Genomic DNA, 15,153 nt, shown 5'->3' on the forward strand with positions numbered 1-15,153 from the left:
CGACTTTTACTTGCAACTTTCATACTCTTACTTGCGACTTTCACCATCTTACTTGCGACTTTCACCATCTTACTTGCGACTTCCACACTCCTTCTTGCAACTTCCACCCTCTTACTTGCAATTCCCACCCTCTTACTTGCAATTCCCATCCTCTTACTTGCAACTCTCCTATTCTAAACCTCACTCCCCCAACCCATCTCAATTATTTGAAAAATCAACCAGAAACCGATACGCTTAGGATAGAAAAAATCTATTCTAACGGGGTGAAATAATGGAGTTAACAATTAATTCGACAAAAAAACTAAGTAATGGAGTAGAAATACCTTATTTGGGCTTTGGTGTTTTTTTAGTCAACGATCCAACAGAATGTGAGCAAAGTGTCCTTTCTGCAATAAAAAATGGATATCAGTCCATTGATACAGCTACAAGGTATGAAAATGAAGAATTTGTAGGCAATGCTATTAAATTCGCTGGTGTGCCTCGTGAGGAATTATTTATTACAACAAAGGTTTGGGTAACCGACTTCGGTTATGAAGAAACAAAAAAAGCTTTTCACGAATCCTTAAAAAAATTACAGCTTGATTATTTAGATCTTTATCTTATTCATTGGGCAGCGCCTGGCTTTGAAGAAACATGGAGAGCATTAGAGGATCTTTATGAAGAAGGATTAGTCCGTGCTATCGGCGTGTGTAATTTCCAAATTCATCATTTTGAGAAATTAGCCGAAACAGCAAGAATAACGCCAATGTTAAACCAAGTAGAAACACATCCCCTTTTCCAACAGGTTGAATTACGAAATTATATGGCACAGCATAATATCGCACATGAAGCATGGGCTCCCCTCGGTCAAGGAAAAAATGGATTATTCGATTTGCCAGCTTTAGTGGCCATTGCCAAAAAGCATAATAAAACAGTTGCACAAATTATTTTACGCTGGCATTTAGAACGAGATACCATTATTATTCCTAAATCCGTACATGAGCATCGTATTATGGAAAACGCTGATTTATTCGACTTTACACTTGATGCAGACGATATAAAAACAATTGCTTCCTTAGATACAAACCAACGAAGCTTCGGAAATCCTGATGATATCGAACGTTTTAAAGCAATGCAGGAAGCTGCAAAATAATTTAATAATCAACTCAAAAAGGCATACCAATTCATCTATATTGGTATGCCTTTTTATTCTAAAATTTACTGCTTCTTATTAGTAGAAGCCCATTGATTATCTGTAGCTGTCTTATTCTGTTTTTTGCTTGTAACTTCTGTATTTGCCGTTGCCCATTGGTTATTTACTTCTGATTTTTTCTGTTTCGCCATTATTCGTTACCTCCTGCTAGTAGTTATCGACGTACAATTCTAGTATGAGATAAAGTTGCAAAGATTATGAACCCAACCGAAAATCTTTTCATAAAGTGAACCTTTAAAAAGGCAAAGCTTTATCCTTCAAATGATGTATTCGCACATCTACAAAACAATGATTTCCGAGCTATGTCCCTCGATTCCTCATTTACGGGAGATGTGAGTCTAACTAACCAGCATTTAAAGCTTCAATCGCTGTAAACGAAGCGCATTTAATACGACAGATACAGAGCTAAATGCCATCGCTGCACCAGCTAGCCAAGGTGCTAGTAAACCAATTGCTGCAATCGGTATACCAAGTGTATTATAACCGAATGCCCAGAATAAATTTTGCTTAATGTTGGCAATCGTCTTTCTGCTTATTAAAATACTGTCGGCAATTGCTTGTAGATCCCCACGAATAAGCGTAATATCGGCTGCCTCCATTGCAATATCTGTTCCTGTTCCAATAGCCATGCCTATATCTGCTAAGGCTAAGGCTGGAGCATCATTTATGCCATCCCCCACCATGGCCACTTTTTTCCCTTTCTGCTGCAGCTTTTTAACAGCGTCAGCCTTTCCATCTGGTAATACCTCTGCAATGATATGGTCAATGCCTGCTTGTCTCCCTATCGCTTCTGCTGTTTGCTGATTGTCCCCAGTGATCATAACGACATCCAAGTTCATCTGTTTCAATCGCTTAATTGCCGCCTTTGACGTGTCTTTAATCGTATCTGCGACTGCAAGAAGCCCTGCATATTTACCATTAATGCTTATAAGCATTGCTGTTTTCCCTTGGGATTCGAGCTCCTTCATTTTAGGTAGAATTTTCCCGACATTGATGCGATATCGATCCATTAAACGCCGTGTTCCGACTAATATTTCATTTCCATCAACATGTGCACGAATTCCATAGCCTGGAACTGCTTCAAATTAGGCTGTATCCTGAAGGACAATCCCCCTATCTGTTATGCCTTTGACAATCGCCTCAGCAAGCGGATGCTCTGATTTGCTTTCTGCTGCTCCAACTAGGGAAAGTAACGTTTCTTCCTCCCAATCTGTTATGACATCCGTTAATACAGGTTTTCCATTTGTGACTGTTCCCGTTTTGTCTAATAAAATGGTGTCAATTTTATGCGTCATTTCAAGATGTTCTCCACCTTTAAATAATATCCCATATTCGGCTGCTCTACCTGATCCGGCCATAATAGAAGTCGGAGTAGCTAGCCCAAGTGCACATGGACATGCAATAACCAGTACGGCGATTAACTTCTCTAGACTTTCTGCAAAATCTCCAGGTGTAATAATGAAATACCAGAAAAGGAATGTTACAATTGCAAGCGTCACTACAATAGGAACAAAAATGCCTGAAATATAATCTGCTAATCGTTGAATTGGTGCCTTTGATCCTTGGGCTTCTTCCACTACTTTAATAATTTGCGCAAGGGCTGTCTCTTTCCCAACCTTTGTCGCTTTCATTTTTAAGAATCCATTTTTATTAATGGTAGCACCAATTACGGTGTCTCCCCCTTGTTTATCAACTGGAATACTTTCACCTGTAAGCATAGATTCATCAATTGCTGACTGTCCTTCAATAATTTCGCCATCAACGGGAATTTTTTCTCCCGGTTTTACAAGAAGTATATCCCCTGCTAAAACTTCCTCAAGAGGAATTTCCGTTTGCTCCCCATCTCGAATGACGACAGCAGTCTTTGCCTGAAGCCCCATCAGTTTTTTTATCGCTTCGGAAGATCTTCCCTTTGCCTTCGTTTCAAATAATTTGCCCAGAATAATTAAAGTAATTAGAATGGCACTTGTTTCGAAATATAATCCAACAGGATGACCGAAATGCCCTAATGTCTCAAAAGATAGATAGACACTATAAAAATAAGCAGCTGAGGTTCCTAATGCAACAAGGACATCCATATTAGCGCTCTTATTTTTTAATGCTTTATATGCTCCTATATAAAACTGTTTTCCTACAAAAAATTGAATTGGAGTTGCCAGCGCCATTTGTACCCAAGGATTCATTAATATATCTGGTACGTAGAGAAAGGAAGTAAAGGTAAAGTGACCAACCATTGTCCATAATAAAGGAAGTGATAAAACGATCGAAAAAAGAAATTTCCGTTTTTGTCTTTGGTATTCTGCTTCCTTTTTATTTATGGTCGCTTGCTTTGATTCCTTTTTTGTTGCTCCATAGCCAAGCTTATTAATTTTTCCAATTATCTCATCTGCTGCAATACTTGCCGGATTGTACTCAATTGTTGCATTCTCCAATGCCAGATTCACGGTTGAAGTGTTAACACCAGCCATCTTATTTAAGCCTTTTTCAATTCTTGTTGCACAGGCAGCACAAGTCATTCCTGAAATATCTAGTTCCAGTTTTTCAGTTATTATTCCATAGCCCAATCCTTCTACTTTTTCTTTAATTTCATTTGTTGATAGTTCCTCTTCTCTATACGTAACCGTTGCCTTTTCAAGCGCCAAATTGACTGTAGCTTGTTCAACACCTTGCATTTTGTTAAGACCTTTTTCAATACGATTTGCACAAGCGGCACAGGTCATTCCCGTAATCTCAAATGTCTGTTCATTTATTTTACCTTTACTTTTCACTACACTTTGTTCAGCCATATCGCAAAAACTCCTTATACCTATATAGGGTATATTTGATTGAAAATAAAAATGTGCAGACGATCGCACATTTTTTAAATTGCATTACTTTACATCATAGCCTTGCTCGTCAATTGCTTCTTTAATTGTTTCAAGAGCAACTTCATTAGCATTAAATGCTACATCAACTAATCCTTCTTTAAGATTAACTTTAACAGCTGAAACGCCTGCAAGTTCTCCTACACTTCCTTCTACCGCTTTTACACAATGATTACAAGACATTCCTTCCACTTTTAACGTTACATTTTCCATCTGAAAACACTCCTTATTTTTTCATTAATTTTTGAATGGTTGTTAAAACCTCGTCAACTACTTCCATGTCTCCTTCTTGAATACGCTCTACGACACAGTTTTTCAAGTGGCCTTCTAATAAAATCTTTGCAACACTATTTAAAGCAGATTGCGTTGCAGAAATTTGCGTAATAACATCGTCACAATACGTATCTTTTTCTATTAGACCTTTTATCCCTCTAATTTGACCTTCAATACGATTTAATCTGGTCACTAAATTCTGTTTTACTTTATCTGAATGATGACTTCTTCTGTCACTCGTAAGATGGCAACTTTCTAATTCATGCTCATTATTGTCCAATAAAAATCCCCCTTAACGATATATCGCATATTTATATTATACCCCCGTATGGTATAAAAGTAAACTAAATAGATTTGACGATTTTGTGAATGATTTTATGAACCTACTCTTTTCCACTAATATAACCGAAATATGATATATTATTGCTATGAAAAACATTACGCAAATTCCACGTCAATCATTAAGAGCACAAGTATACGACCGATTAAGATCAGCAATTATCCATCTTGAACTAAAGCCTGGTGAGAGAATTAACGATAAAGCATTGGCTGAACAATTTGGTGTTAGCAGAACCCCAGTACGAGAAGCTCTCAAAAAATTGGAGGATGAAGGATTAATTGTAACTTCTCCAGGTTCCGAAACAGTTGTAAGCCTAGTTGAAGTAGAACAAGCGATGCACGCCTTTACCGTTGTAGCCTCGCTCCATGGATTGGCTGCTAGATTAGCTCTCACCACTTTAACTCTTACACATGCCGACCAAATGACAGCAATAAATAATGAATTTGCTGAAGCTTTAAAAGTGGAAGATAAGTATAGAGCAATCCAAATGGATGATCAATTCCATGCAGTAATTATTGAGGCATCACATAATCCCGAAATAATGCTAGCTTTAGATCGCCTTCTTCCAAAAATTCGTCGACTTGAATTACAAAAGTTCAATACTTTCGATGGGAAAAAATCAATTAAACAGCATCAAGAAATTATTTCCTGTATATCAAATGATAGCAAGGAGCAGCTCCCAGCATTGATTGAAAATAATTGGCTAAGCCTGGCTGAATATTTAACTGAAAAATAGTTGCTATTTATCTTTCATTTTTTTTCATAATTGGTGGGGATATTGGATATTCCACCGCTCATAATGCAGAATAAAATGAACTAACCATTAGTGGGGTTTTCCTTTATCCTTCACTGATGGTTAGTTGAACCAATCGAACCTTCACGGACGTCTATCTTCTTTCCATTCTCCCAAACCTAAAGTTGATTCTTACTGAAGTTTAAGAGTGGGATAAATCTTTTTCAATAATTGAAGCAATTGACGTTCTTCTTCAGCAGTCAAATTGCTAGTAATTTCTTCATTTAGCCGTTCTAACACTTCTTGTATCTGTGGAAAAATAGTTCGTGCTTTAATTGTTGGATATAAATTATTTGAACGCCGATCTTTGTTATCTGTTTGTCTATCAACATACCCGACGTTTTCAAGATGCTTGATTGCTCTAGCGGTTGTTGCTTTATCAAACTTTAATTGAGAGGAAAGTTCATCTTGGTTAATCCCCGGCTTGGCAATAATCATTTTTAAAAAGGCGTGTTGCCCACCATTTCCTAACTCAAATGGCTTCAATTCCCTCGAAAGAAATTTCTGATTCTGCCTATGGATCATCGAAACAATCCTTCCTATTGGCATTTCATTCATATTTTATCCCCCTCGGATAGTTTCATATAAGAAAGTGAAGACTAATTTTACTGATTGTAGCATACAAAATTTTAGTTGCGCGCGCAACTAAATTATTTTAAAATGAAGCAATAATAGTTACATATGCAACTAAATAAACGAGGTGATTATTTGCAACCTTCCGTAAAAGAAGTCAACCAAGAAGTTCATCAACGTCGCTGGCTCATTTTTACTGTTTTAAATATATTCACATTTATGGCAACCCTTGATGCGAGTATTGTTAATATTGCACTACCGACAATTTCTAAACAGCTAGGTCTAGCATTCGCCAGTTCTCAATGGATTGTTATTAGTTATTTACTCACAATCTGTACCGTTATCCTTTTCTTTGGAAAATTAGGGGATATGTTTGGAAAAATTAACGTCTTTAAGTGGGGCTCGATACTATTTATCATTGGTTCATTCCTTTGTGGATTAAGTACTTCTCTATCCTTATTAGTCATTTCACGGATTATCCAAGCATTTGGCGCAGCAATGACAATGGCAAATAGCCAAGGTATTGTAACGGAAATTTTTCCTGTAAAAGAGAGAGGAAAAGCATTAGGTTTAATTGGAACGTTTGTCTCTTTAGGAAGTATTACAGGACCAAGCTTAGGTGGGATCATTATTTCAAGCTTAGGCTGGGAATATATCTTTTGGATAAACATCCCAATCGGTTTTATTGCCATTGCTTTAGCGTGGAAGATATTGCCTAAGGATGTCACCATAACAAAGACAAAGATAGATGTAGCAGGAAGCTTATTATTTAGCTTTGCCATTATTCTTTCTATCGGTGGCTTATTACTTGGGCAACAATATGGCTATTCAAACTGGTATATCATTACTTCCATTATTATAGGAATCCTTACATTTATCAGTTTTATCATCGTAGAATATCGAAAAGAAAGCCCAATGCTAGAGCTTTCTATCTTTAAGAATCCACTTTTTTCTATCAGCATCTTTTGTGCATTTATTGTCTTTATCGCAAATTTTTGTTTTAATATCCTGTCTCCTTTTTACACACAGGATATTCTTGGAATGTCAGCATTGCATTCAGGTTATATCCTTATGCTCTTTCCAATTACCATGGCAATTGTCGCGCCTTTAAGTGGTGCATTATCCGATAGAATAAGTGGTCAGGCTATTACCTTTGCAGGACTTTTAGTAATGATTGTTGCCCAAATCGGTTTAACTTTCCTTCATGAAGGAAGTACGCTCACAAGTCTTGCACTATGGATTATTATGCTTGGCGCCAGCACTGGTCTTTTCCAGTCTCCTAATAATTCACTAATTATGTCGACAGTAGAGCGGAAACAGCTAGGAATCGCAGGTAGCATTAATTCACTTGTTCGTAATTTAGGAATGGTCGTCGGAATTTCTGTTGCAACAAGCATATTATTCTCTGTTATGAGCATGAAAGCAGGCTACCGAGTAACTGCCCTTATCCCTGGGAGACCTGATATTTTTCTTAGTGGGATGCATGTCGTATTTCTTGTTTCAAGCAGTCTTTGTTTTGTTGGTTTGCTTCTTACAGGATGGAGATATATGACTTCTCGTAAAGTAGTGGCAAAAAAAGTTAGAAATGCTTCTTGATTTAGTGATTACTTATAAAAACTCCTTGATGGAAGACAATCAAGGAGTTTTTTCTTTAGTTAACTTTTAGAAGCCATCCCGGTATAAATCAAAATAGCATCCCGCAAAAAAGCTGTAGCTCCTACTTGCACTTTGTCATAATAGGAGGTAAATCTTTCATCAGCAACATACATTTCTGCAAGTCCCGCATGTGCCTCCTTCGTGTATTCTGGCCATGTGAAGGAAAGCCATTGCTTGTGCAACCCTGCTGTTTTTTGCCCAGCCTCTCCAGCAGGATTGCCTTCTTTTAAGGCTTCTTGTAAGGTAGAAAATAATGTCTTCTCCACTTCAACCATGCTTCGATAATCATTTTCTGACATATTCATTAATTTAGCATTAGATTGGTCTATCATCTCTTCCCCATACTTTTCTCTTATTTCTTTGCCATACTTCGCCTCGTTATCTTCTATCATTTTCTTTTTAAAGCCCACAAATTTTTCTTGATTAGACATCGTCCCACTCCCTTCTATTGTTTCCATCGTTTTTTCTACATTTGCAATTAACAGATGTAGCTGTTCTTTTTTAGCCAGGAGTTTTTCGTGATGTTCCTTTAATGCTTGTTTGACATCAAAAGTAGGAGAAGCCATCATATTCTTTATAGTCTCTAATGGAACATCTAGCTCACGGTAAAACAGAATTTGCTGTAATTTATCTACCTCATTTTGTCCATAGATACGATATCCTGATGAATTGATTCTCGCCGGCTTGAGAATGCCTATTTCATCATAATATCGCAATGTTCTTGTACTTACTCCTGCTAACTTACCTAATGCATGTACGGTGTATTCCATCTGTTCCCCTCCTGACTCTTTCATCGTAAACGTTGACGCAACGTAAATGTAAATAGTTTTCCTTTATATTTTTTAATTTTCAATAATCTACACTAAGAAAAAAGCAGCTATCGAAAGAACTTCACCTTCCTGATAGCTGCTCTATTTTTCATTTCTTTGAATAGAAATCCTTTCACCTAACGTTTTAAATTTACGGTTGTTACCTCAAATTTATCATAGCGGTGACGGGAAAATGAATATTCAAATGGAATGCCATTATTTAAATAGCCAACATGTTCTACTTCAAGGATAGGGTCATCTAATTCACATGCAAGGTGTTCATGATCTAGCTCTGTGGATTTACATGCTCTAATTTTCCGATGCGATCCAGCAATCGTTAATCCTAATGTTTTCGTAATATGCTCATAAATGGATCCATATAAAACCTCGTCATTTAAACCTGATATAATGGTTGTTGGCATATAAGTAATTTCTAAGACATATGGTTCGTCTTTCACTGATCTCAATCTAATGATATGATACACTGGTGTTTTTATATCAATTGCCAAATGTGCCGCAACCTCTTCTGAGGGAAAATGAACTTCAAATGTAATGATTTTACTCGCTATTTTCTCTCCATCTAATAGCTTGGATAATCCAGTGATTTCATTTGACAAAACATTTACTCTGCTGGCATGTAGAGCAGATTGAACGATAAAGGTACCATGTCCTCTTTTACGATAAAGAAGTCCTTCCATCACAAGTTTATCCAATGCCCTTTTCATTGTCATTCTGCTGCAGGAAAACTCTTTAGATAATGTAATCTCATCAGGTATAGGATGATCCAATGGATAAAAGTTTTCTTTAATTCGACGTTTAACTTCAATTGCTATCGCTTCATACTTATTCATAAACGAGCCACCTTAATTAGAAAAAATAATTCTATATATTTTATTTGCAATATCTTTTAATCTTATAATGAATAGATAATGATATTTTAATTATAAGCATTTGAACTTAAAAGTCTATACTTTAAAAACTTACGCTTGGTATATCTATTTATAGTATAGTACATTTTTTTTAAAGCGCATACTTTTTTAAAAACGCTTTCCAATTAAATTTCATTCCGAATGATTGAAAAGAAAAAGAGATAGCCATTGTTTTGACTATCTCTTTTCCTTATTCACTTAAATACTCTATCATTATTTCTTAGGAACTTCGCATCCTTCGTCTGTACAAACAGCACCTGCCCCGGTAATATCTTGAAATTTAGGGGCTGGATGGTCTTCCTGCCATACTTGTTCTAGGACACGCTTAAAAGTTTCAGTTGGTTGGGCTCCAGAAACTGAATATTTTTGATTGATGACAAAGAATGGAACACCTGTCACACCAATTTGTCCAGCTAGTGCTTCATCAATTCTGACATCATTTGCAAAGCTAGTGGCATCTGCTAATACTTTTTGTTGCTCTGCTTCTTCTAAGCCGACTGATTTACCAATTTCCACTAATATCTGATGATCACTTATTAGTTTTCCTTCTGTAAAGTAAGCATGCAATAATTTCTCTGTTAACTCTTTTTCTTTTCCAACCGTTTTCGCATATTTTGTTAAACGATGGGCGTCAAATGTGTTCGTTGGTTTCATGTTATCAAAATCATAGCTTAAACCTGTGCTTTCAGCTTGATTGCCAACATTTTCATTCGCATTCTTTGCTTCCTCGATACTCATTCTATATTTACCAGCAAGCGCCTCATGGATACTTTTTCCAGAGTAAACTTCTGCATTCGGATCTAGTTCAAAGCTCTTAAATTCAACCTCAACTTGGTCTTTGAAAGGAAATTGCTCTAACGCAATCTCTAAACGACGTTTGCCAATATAGCAAAAAGGGCAAACAAAGTCTGACCATACTTCAATTTTCATTTTTCCACCTTCTTTATAATGATGCTATCATCCTAACACAATAGCAGGGATTTTACTTTGATTTTGCTTACGTCAGCGTCCATTTAAGCCAAATAGAAAAACTCCTATACTAGGAGCTTCTCTTAAAACAGCCTTATTTAAAAAGCTTTACGCGATCCTCTAGAGGCTTAAATTCTTTTTCACCTGGTTCTGCTGTTGGTTTACCAAATGGCATTTGTGCAACAAGCTTCCATGTAGAAGGAATTTTCCATTCTGCTTGTACAGTCTCATCAATAAGTGGGTTATAATGCTGCAAAGAAGCTCCATATCCTACTTCTTCCAAAGCAGTCCAAATGACCAATTGATGCATGGCGTTCGTTTGGTTTGCCCAAACTGGAAAATTCTCTGCGTATAACGCAAACTGCTTTTGTAATCCTTCTACTACTTCTTGATCTTCAAAAAATAAAATCGTTCCATATCCTGCTTTAAAGGAATTTAATTTTTCTTTTGTGGAAGAAAAGTTCTCCGCTGGAACAATTTTTTGTAACTCCCTTGCAGTGAGATCCCAAAGTTTATCATGTTGTTCATTTAATAAAACCACTACTCTTGTACTTTGGGAATTGAAAGAAGATGGTGTATGCAACACAGCTTCATTCACAATTTCTTGGATTTTTTCATCAGATGCTACTTGTTCTTTACTAATGCCATAATAAGAACGACGGTTTTTTATTGCTTCTAAAAATGCAGTCATTTTTCTCCTCCAGTCGAAAATTTTTTTCTTATTTATATTACCCATTTGTCTTATTATTAAAATATTTTTTCTAAAATTCTTCGACCGGATTTTCCCTTATAAGAAAAAAAGAGTAAGGCTTCAAAAGCCCTACTCTATGTATACAAATTATCCACGAATTGTTTTTAATGCTGTGCTCCAAGCTACTACTTGATCAAGCATTGCATTCATGTTCTCTAAATGAAGAGAAGATGGTTTAAATGTTGTGAAGTTTTCAAAATCAGTAAATAAAGAAAGCGTTGGATGAACTCGAACGTCAGCAATTTGCAATTCGCCTAAAATTCCTCGTAAATGCTCTGCTGCTCGTGCTCCACCTGTTGAACCATAGCTTACAATTCCAGCTGCTTTATTGTTCCAAGCTTCTCTTGCAGAATCTAAAGCATTTTTTAAAGCACCAGTTATACTGTGATTATATTCTGCAGCAACAAATACGAAGCCATCAAGGCTAGCTAACTTTTCATTCCAAGCTGCAACATTTTCTTGGCCTTCTGCTGAACCTAAAAATGGTAAATTAAAATCTGCAATATCAACGATTTCGTATTCAGCATCTCCACGCTTGTCAGCAATTTCTTTCACCCATGCTCCAACTTGTGGACTCACTCTTCCTTGACGTGTACTACCTAAGATAATTCCAATTTTCATCCTTTTAACCTCCGTATTTTTTGAAAATTTGTATTACTTTTTTATCCTAATACTGAGATTATTTAATTGCAAATAATATGACTTACTTATCATTAAAAAGTTATCAAAAGTAACTAACTTACGTTTTTCGTTATTTAAATAGTTGCTTCCTAACACATTTCCTTCACTATTTCCCCTAAACTTGTAATGCCTTTAATGATATTCTCTTCTGACATATACGAATAATTAATTCGGCAATGGTTTTTTTCTTGCATGTTAGGGAAAAAGCTTTCACCTGGCACGTAAGCTACTTTTGCGATTGGCAAACTACGTTCCTGCATAAGAATTTTTGTATCAATATGTTGTGGAAAAGTGAGCCATGTAAACAAACCGCCTTGCGGATATGTATAGGTAACACTTTTCGGAAAAGCTTCCTGTAGCGTTTGAAACATCAATTCTTTCTTATGTTTATACGTTTCTTTGATATGTGCGATATGCTCATCCAAATCATACATATCCATAAATCGATTCACTGCATACATATTTAAAGTAGAATTTTGCGTATCGGAAGCCATCTTTAATAAGCTTAGTTTCTCAGCTAATGCACGATCTGCAATTAACCAGCCAAGACGTAATCCTGGACTAAGAATTTTCGAAAAGCTTCCAATATGAATAACTCTTCCCTCTGTGTCAAAACTTTTAATAGATGGCATATCTTCTCCTTCGTATCGTATTTCACGATACGGACTATCTTCTACAATGACGACATTATATTTATTTGCTAAGTCTACTAAAGCCTTTCTTCTCTCTAAGCTCATCGTCACTCCTGTAGGATTCTGAAATTCAGGAACCGTATAGATAAGCTTCGCATTAGGATGCTTTTGTAATACAGCCTCAAGTTCGTCCATTCTCATACCATTTTCATCCATTGATACACCTATGTATTCTGGTTCATATGGATTAAATGCAGCAAGCGCACCTAAAAAAGTTGGATTCTCCGTTATAATAATATCTCCATAATCAATAAAAGCCTTGGCTGCAAGATCTAATCCTTGCTGTCCGCCCTGAATAATAAAAAGATTATCAACATCACAGCTTATGCCAATTTTCTTCACTCGGTTCACAAGCTTTTCCCTTAATGCCATTAATCCTTCTGTTCCTGTATATTGCAGCGCCAATTTCCCCTCTTCTAGTAGTACCTGATCGTATACTTTTCTTAATTTTTCAATTGGAAAAATCTCTGGATCTGGATATCCACCTCCAAATGAAATAATAGAAGGATCCGCCCCCAATTTTAGTAGTTCTCTGATAGCTGATGGTTTTACTCGTTCTATTCGATTGGCAAATTTGTAATTCATTACGCTTTTTCCTCCTTATGTCTTTCCCCTTCTACCTATTAGGTACGGAATTTTCAGTATATTCATTATAGATTATCATATAACACTTGCATATATAGTTATTATTTATTTGGATGGATATTCGTTTGGTTTATACCATAATCATAGAGACGGAGGCAACTTAAATTGGGCGATTTTAGTACATAATAGAAAAGACTTTCTCTCACCAAAGAGAGGACTTTACTATTCAACCGATTTAAATGGTAGATGGAGTTTTCCTTTTTATCTGCTTTTCCATATTAACTGTTTTAACTAGTTTTCCATTTGGATTGTTTGCCTCTTCTTCTTTTGTTATGATAAATCCCAATTTTTCGTATAAACTTATATTCTTTCGTACATTTGCTCTAACTTTACACACCATTTTCTGCTTTCCGTTTAATAATGCATATTCTTCCATCCATGCTAACATTTCTTGCGCAATCCCTTTCCCTCTTGCTGAAGGAGTAACGGAAAGTCTCGAAAAATAAAGAGAATCTTCTTTTAGCTGTAAACGGGAGGAACCAAGAGGGATAGCATTTAATCGATAAAGAATTGCTTGCTCTGTTCCATTTTTGAGTGCATCTATTAATTTGTCTATTGGTTCATTCAGTGCACTTGAGGGCACCTCCATATATCGATAATCTTCAAACGCCTCTAGCATTAGCCTATGGACAAGAGGAGCCTCATCCTCTGTCACAAGATTAATTTGCTGTTTTCTCTCATTCTTTCTCCCTATTAAAATATCAGTTAATTGATCGATACTCTCCACAATATAGGTTGCATTTGCCTTGTGTAGCTCTTCATATGAGCCATAGCCATATGTAACTCCTATCGAATCAATACCTACATTTTTTGCTCCAATGATATCATGCTCCCTATCCCCTATCATCACAAAGTCACTCAGCTGATAAGACGGATATAAATCTACTATGTATTGAATAATTTCTGTTTTTGAAGTTCTAGTCCCATCGAGATTACTGCCAATGATTTGCGTAAAATATTGCTCGATTTGAAAATATTTCAAAATCGTCTCCGCAAAAATAGTTGGTTTGGAAGTGGCAACAATTAAAATGCAACCTTCTTTTTGTAATAAGTCGAGTAACATCGATATACTTGGATATAATTCATTTTCAAACATTCCGCTTTGCGAAAATCGCTTTCTATATAGTGCTATGGCCTGATTCGTTATTTCCTCGTTGTAACCATAGTATTTTGGAAAAGATTCTTGTAGTGGCGGACCAATAAACCTTTCTAATTTATCTAAATCAGGTTCTTCTTTCCCAAGCTTTTGCAATGCATATTGAACAGATTTCGTGATTCCTTCTTTAGGATCTGAAATTGTTCCATCTAAATCAAATAATATGAGTTCGTACTTACACATGCCCCCACCCCTTTTATAAATAAATAAATCTTAATCTTCAGTCACTTATCCTTTTGCCCATTATAACGAATTGGGCATTTTGCCACAATAAGCAATTATGGAACAAATCAAAACATAATCATTAACTATGAAATAAATCCACCTTAACCACTTGGAATAGTCAACTTGTTAAGTTATAATGACATTATCAATACTTCTTTGATATCTTCGAAAAATGAAATAGATTAAATTAGGGGGAATTACAATGGTTTATTACGATAAAACGAAATCCATTAAAAATATTCTCATTCAAAAGATTGTTTGTAATAGCGGCTTATCCTCTGAAATGTTGGAGCATTTATCCATAGCAGAGTTAAATGAGAAACTTAATAAAGACTTCCCTTATACCCACCCTCATAATGGATCCGGTTCTCTAAAGTGGAAAAATATTCGCTAGCCCTTTGTCGGACCCTTTTTTCATTATTACCCGTTATACAAATCGAGGCTGGGACATAAGCATTTCAGCTAATAATATAGACAAACTTTCATATGGTTAATACACATGAAAATTCGTGTTTAGCAGTTGGGAAAAAAGTTTAAAAACGAAGGGGATTGAGCTGAAGGCACTCGACTCCTGCGGGAAATAGAGGAAAGGCTGAGACCCCGCA

The 15,153-nt window shown here is 36.1% G+C and carries 15 protein-coding genes and 1 pseudogene; 4 read left to right on the forward strand and 12 right to left on the reverse strand.

Annotated features, from left to right (window positions below; genetic code table 11):
- Positions 1 to 271 precede the first annotated feature (271 nt).
- The gene (locus ADJ83_RS04755) at positions 272 to 1,132 is read left to right on the forward strand and encodes an aldo/keto reductase (protein WP_031538920.1); all 861 of its coding nucleotides are present in this window, start codon (positions 272 to 274) and stop codon (positions 1,130 to 1,132) included.
- A gap of 65 nt (positions 1,133 to 1,197) precedes the next feature.
- Here the strand turns inward: ADJ83_RS04755 and ADJ83_RS26455 are convergent, their stop codons facing one another.
- From ADJ83_RS26455 to ADJ83_RS04770, 4 genes and pseudogenes are all read right to left on the reverse strand, one after another.
- The gene (locus tag ADJ83_RS26455) at positions 1,198 to 1,323 is read right to left on the reverse strand and encodes a hypothetical protein (RefSeq protein WP_268817797.1); all 126 of its coding nucleotides are present in this window, start codon (positions 1,321 to 1,323) and stop codon (positions 1,198 to 1,200) included.
- 222 nt (positions 1,324 to 1,545) lie between these two features.
- Positions 1,546 to 3,978 (reverse strand): annotated as a pseudogene (locus tag ADJ83_RS04760) (heavy metal translocating P-type ATPase).
- 84 nt (positions 3,979 to 4,062) lie between these two features.
- A complete protein-coding gene (gene copZ, locus ADJ83_RS04765) occupies positions 4,063 to 4,269 on the reverse strand; it encodes a copper chaperone CopZ (RefSeq protein ID WP_031538922.1) in 207 nt (68 codons plus the stop codon).
- A 13-nt stretch (positions 4,270 to 4,282) separates the two neighbouring features.
- Complete coding sequence (locus ADJ83_RS04770) at positions 4,283 to 4,609, reverse strand: metal-sensitive transcriptional regulator (protein WP_031538923.1); 327 nt, start codon at positions 4,607 to 4,609, stop codon at positions 4,283 to 4,285.
- Between the two features lie 148 nt (positions 4,610 to 4,757).
- Here ADJ83_RS04770 and ADJ83_RS04775 point away from each other — a divergent pair, with 148 nt between their 5' ends.
- Entirely contained in the window at positions 4,758 to 5,405 is a 648-nt protein-coding gene (locus ADJ83_RS04775) for a GntR family transcriptional regulator (RefSeq protein WP_031538924.1), read from the forward strand.
- Positions 5,406 to 5,594: 189 nt separating this feature from the next.
- On the opposite strand, the gene ADJ83_RS04780 is transcribed toward ADJ83_RS04775, so the two are convergent.
- The gene (locus ADJ83_RS04780) at positions 5,595 to 6,020 is read right to left on the reverse strand and encodes a MarR family winged helix-turn-helix transcriptional regulator (RefSeq protein ID WP_031538925.1); all 426 of its coding nucleotides are present in this window, start codon (positions 6,018 to 6,020) and stop codon (positions 5,595 to 5,597) included.
- A 123-nt stretch (positions 6,021 to 6,143) separates the two neighbouring features.
- Here ADJ83_RS04780 and ADJ83_RS04785 point away from each other — a divergent pair, with 123 nt between their 5' ends.
- Entirely contained in the window at positions 6,144 to 7,631 is a 1,488-nt protein-coding gene (locus ADJ83_RS04785; protein WP_048717116.1) for an MFS transporter, read from the forward strand.
- A gap of 59 nt (positions 7,632 to 7,690) precedes the next feature.
- Here the strand turns inward: ADJ83_RS04785 and ADJ83_RS04790 are convergent, their stop codons facing one another.
- The 7 genes from ADJ83_RS04790 to ADJ83_RS26655 form a co-directional block, all read right to left on the reverse strand.
- Complete coding sequence (locus tag ADJ83_RS04790; protein ID WP_031538927.1) at positions 7,691 to 8,461, reverse strand: MerR family transcriptional regulator; 771 nt, start codon at positions 8,459 to 8,461, stop codon at positions 7,691 to 7,693.
- 176 nt (positions 8,462 to 8,637) lie between these two features.
- Positions 8,638 to 9,351 carry a GntR family transcriptional regulator gene (locus tag ADJ83_RS04795; RefSeq protein ID WP_031538929.1) on the reverse strand — a complete coding sequence of 238 codons (714 nt, stop codon included), beginning with the start codon at positions 9,349 to 9,351 and terminating at the stop codon, positions 8,638 to 8,640.
- Between the two features lie 291 nt (positions 9,352 to 9,642).
- Positions 9,643 to 10,359, reverse strand: a complete 717-nt coding sequence (locus ADJ83_RS04800) for a DsbA family oxidoreductase (protein ID WP_031538930.1) — start codon at positions 10,357 to 10,359, stop codon at positions 9,643 to 9,645.
- Positions 10,360 to 10,492: 133 nt separating this feature from the next.
- Positions 10,493 to 11,089: a nitroreductase family protein gene (locus ADJ83_RS04805; protein ID WP_031538931.1), complete on the reverse strand. Its 597-nt coding sequence runs from the start codon at positions 11,087 to 11,089 to the stop codon at positions 10,493 to 10,495.
- Between the two features lie 147 nt (positions 11,090 to 11,236).
- A complete protein-coding gene (locus tag ADJ83_RS04810; protein WP_031538932.1) occupies positions 11,237 to 11,770 on the reverse strand; it encodes an NADPH-dependent FMN reductase in 534 nt (177 codons plus the stop codon).
- A 149-nt stretch (positions 11,771 to 11,919) separates the two neighbouring features.
- A complete protein-coding gene (locus ADJ83_RS04815) occupies positions 11,920 to 13,107 on the reverse strand; it encodes a PLP-dependent aminotransferase family protein (RefSeq protein ID WP_031538933.1) in 1,188 nt (395 codons plus the stop codon).
- A gap of 235 nt (positions 13,108 to 13,342) precedes the next feature.
- Complete coding sequence (locus ADJ83_RS26655) at positions 13,343 to 14,506, reverse strand: GNAT family N-acetyltransferase (protein ID WP_065429053.1); 1,164 nt, start codon at positions 14,504 to 14,506, stop codon at positions 13,343 to 13,345.
- Between the two features lie 244 nt (positions 14,507 to 14,750).
- Here ADJ83_RS26655 and ADJ83_RS04825 point away from each other — a divergent pair, with 244 nt between their 5' ends.
- Positions 14,751 to 14,942: a hypothetical protein gene (locus ADJ83_RS04825; protein WP_031538935.1), complete on the forward strand. Its 192-nt coding sequence runs from the start codon at positions 14,751 to 14,753 to the stop codon at positions 14,940 to 14,942.
- The last annotated feature ends 211 nt before the right edge of the window (positions 14,943 to 15,153 follow it).

The sequence above is a fragment of the Bacillus sp. 522_BSPC genome (genome assembly GCF_001076885.1).
Classification (GTDB): Bacteria; Bacillota; Bacilli; order Bacillales; family Cytobacillaceae; genus Niallia; species Niallia hominis.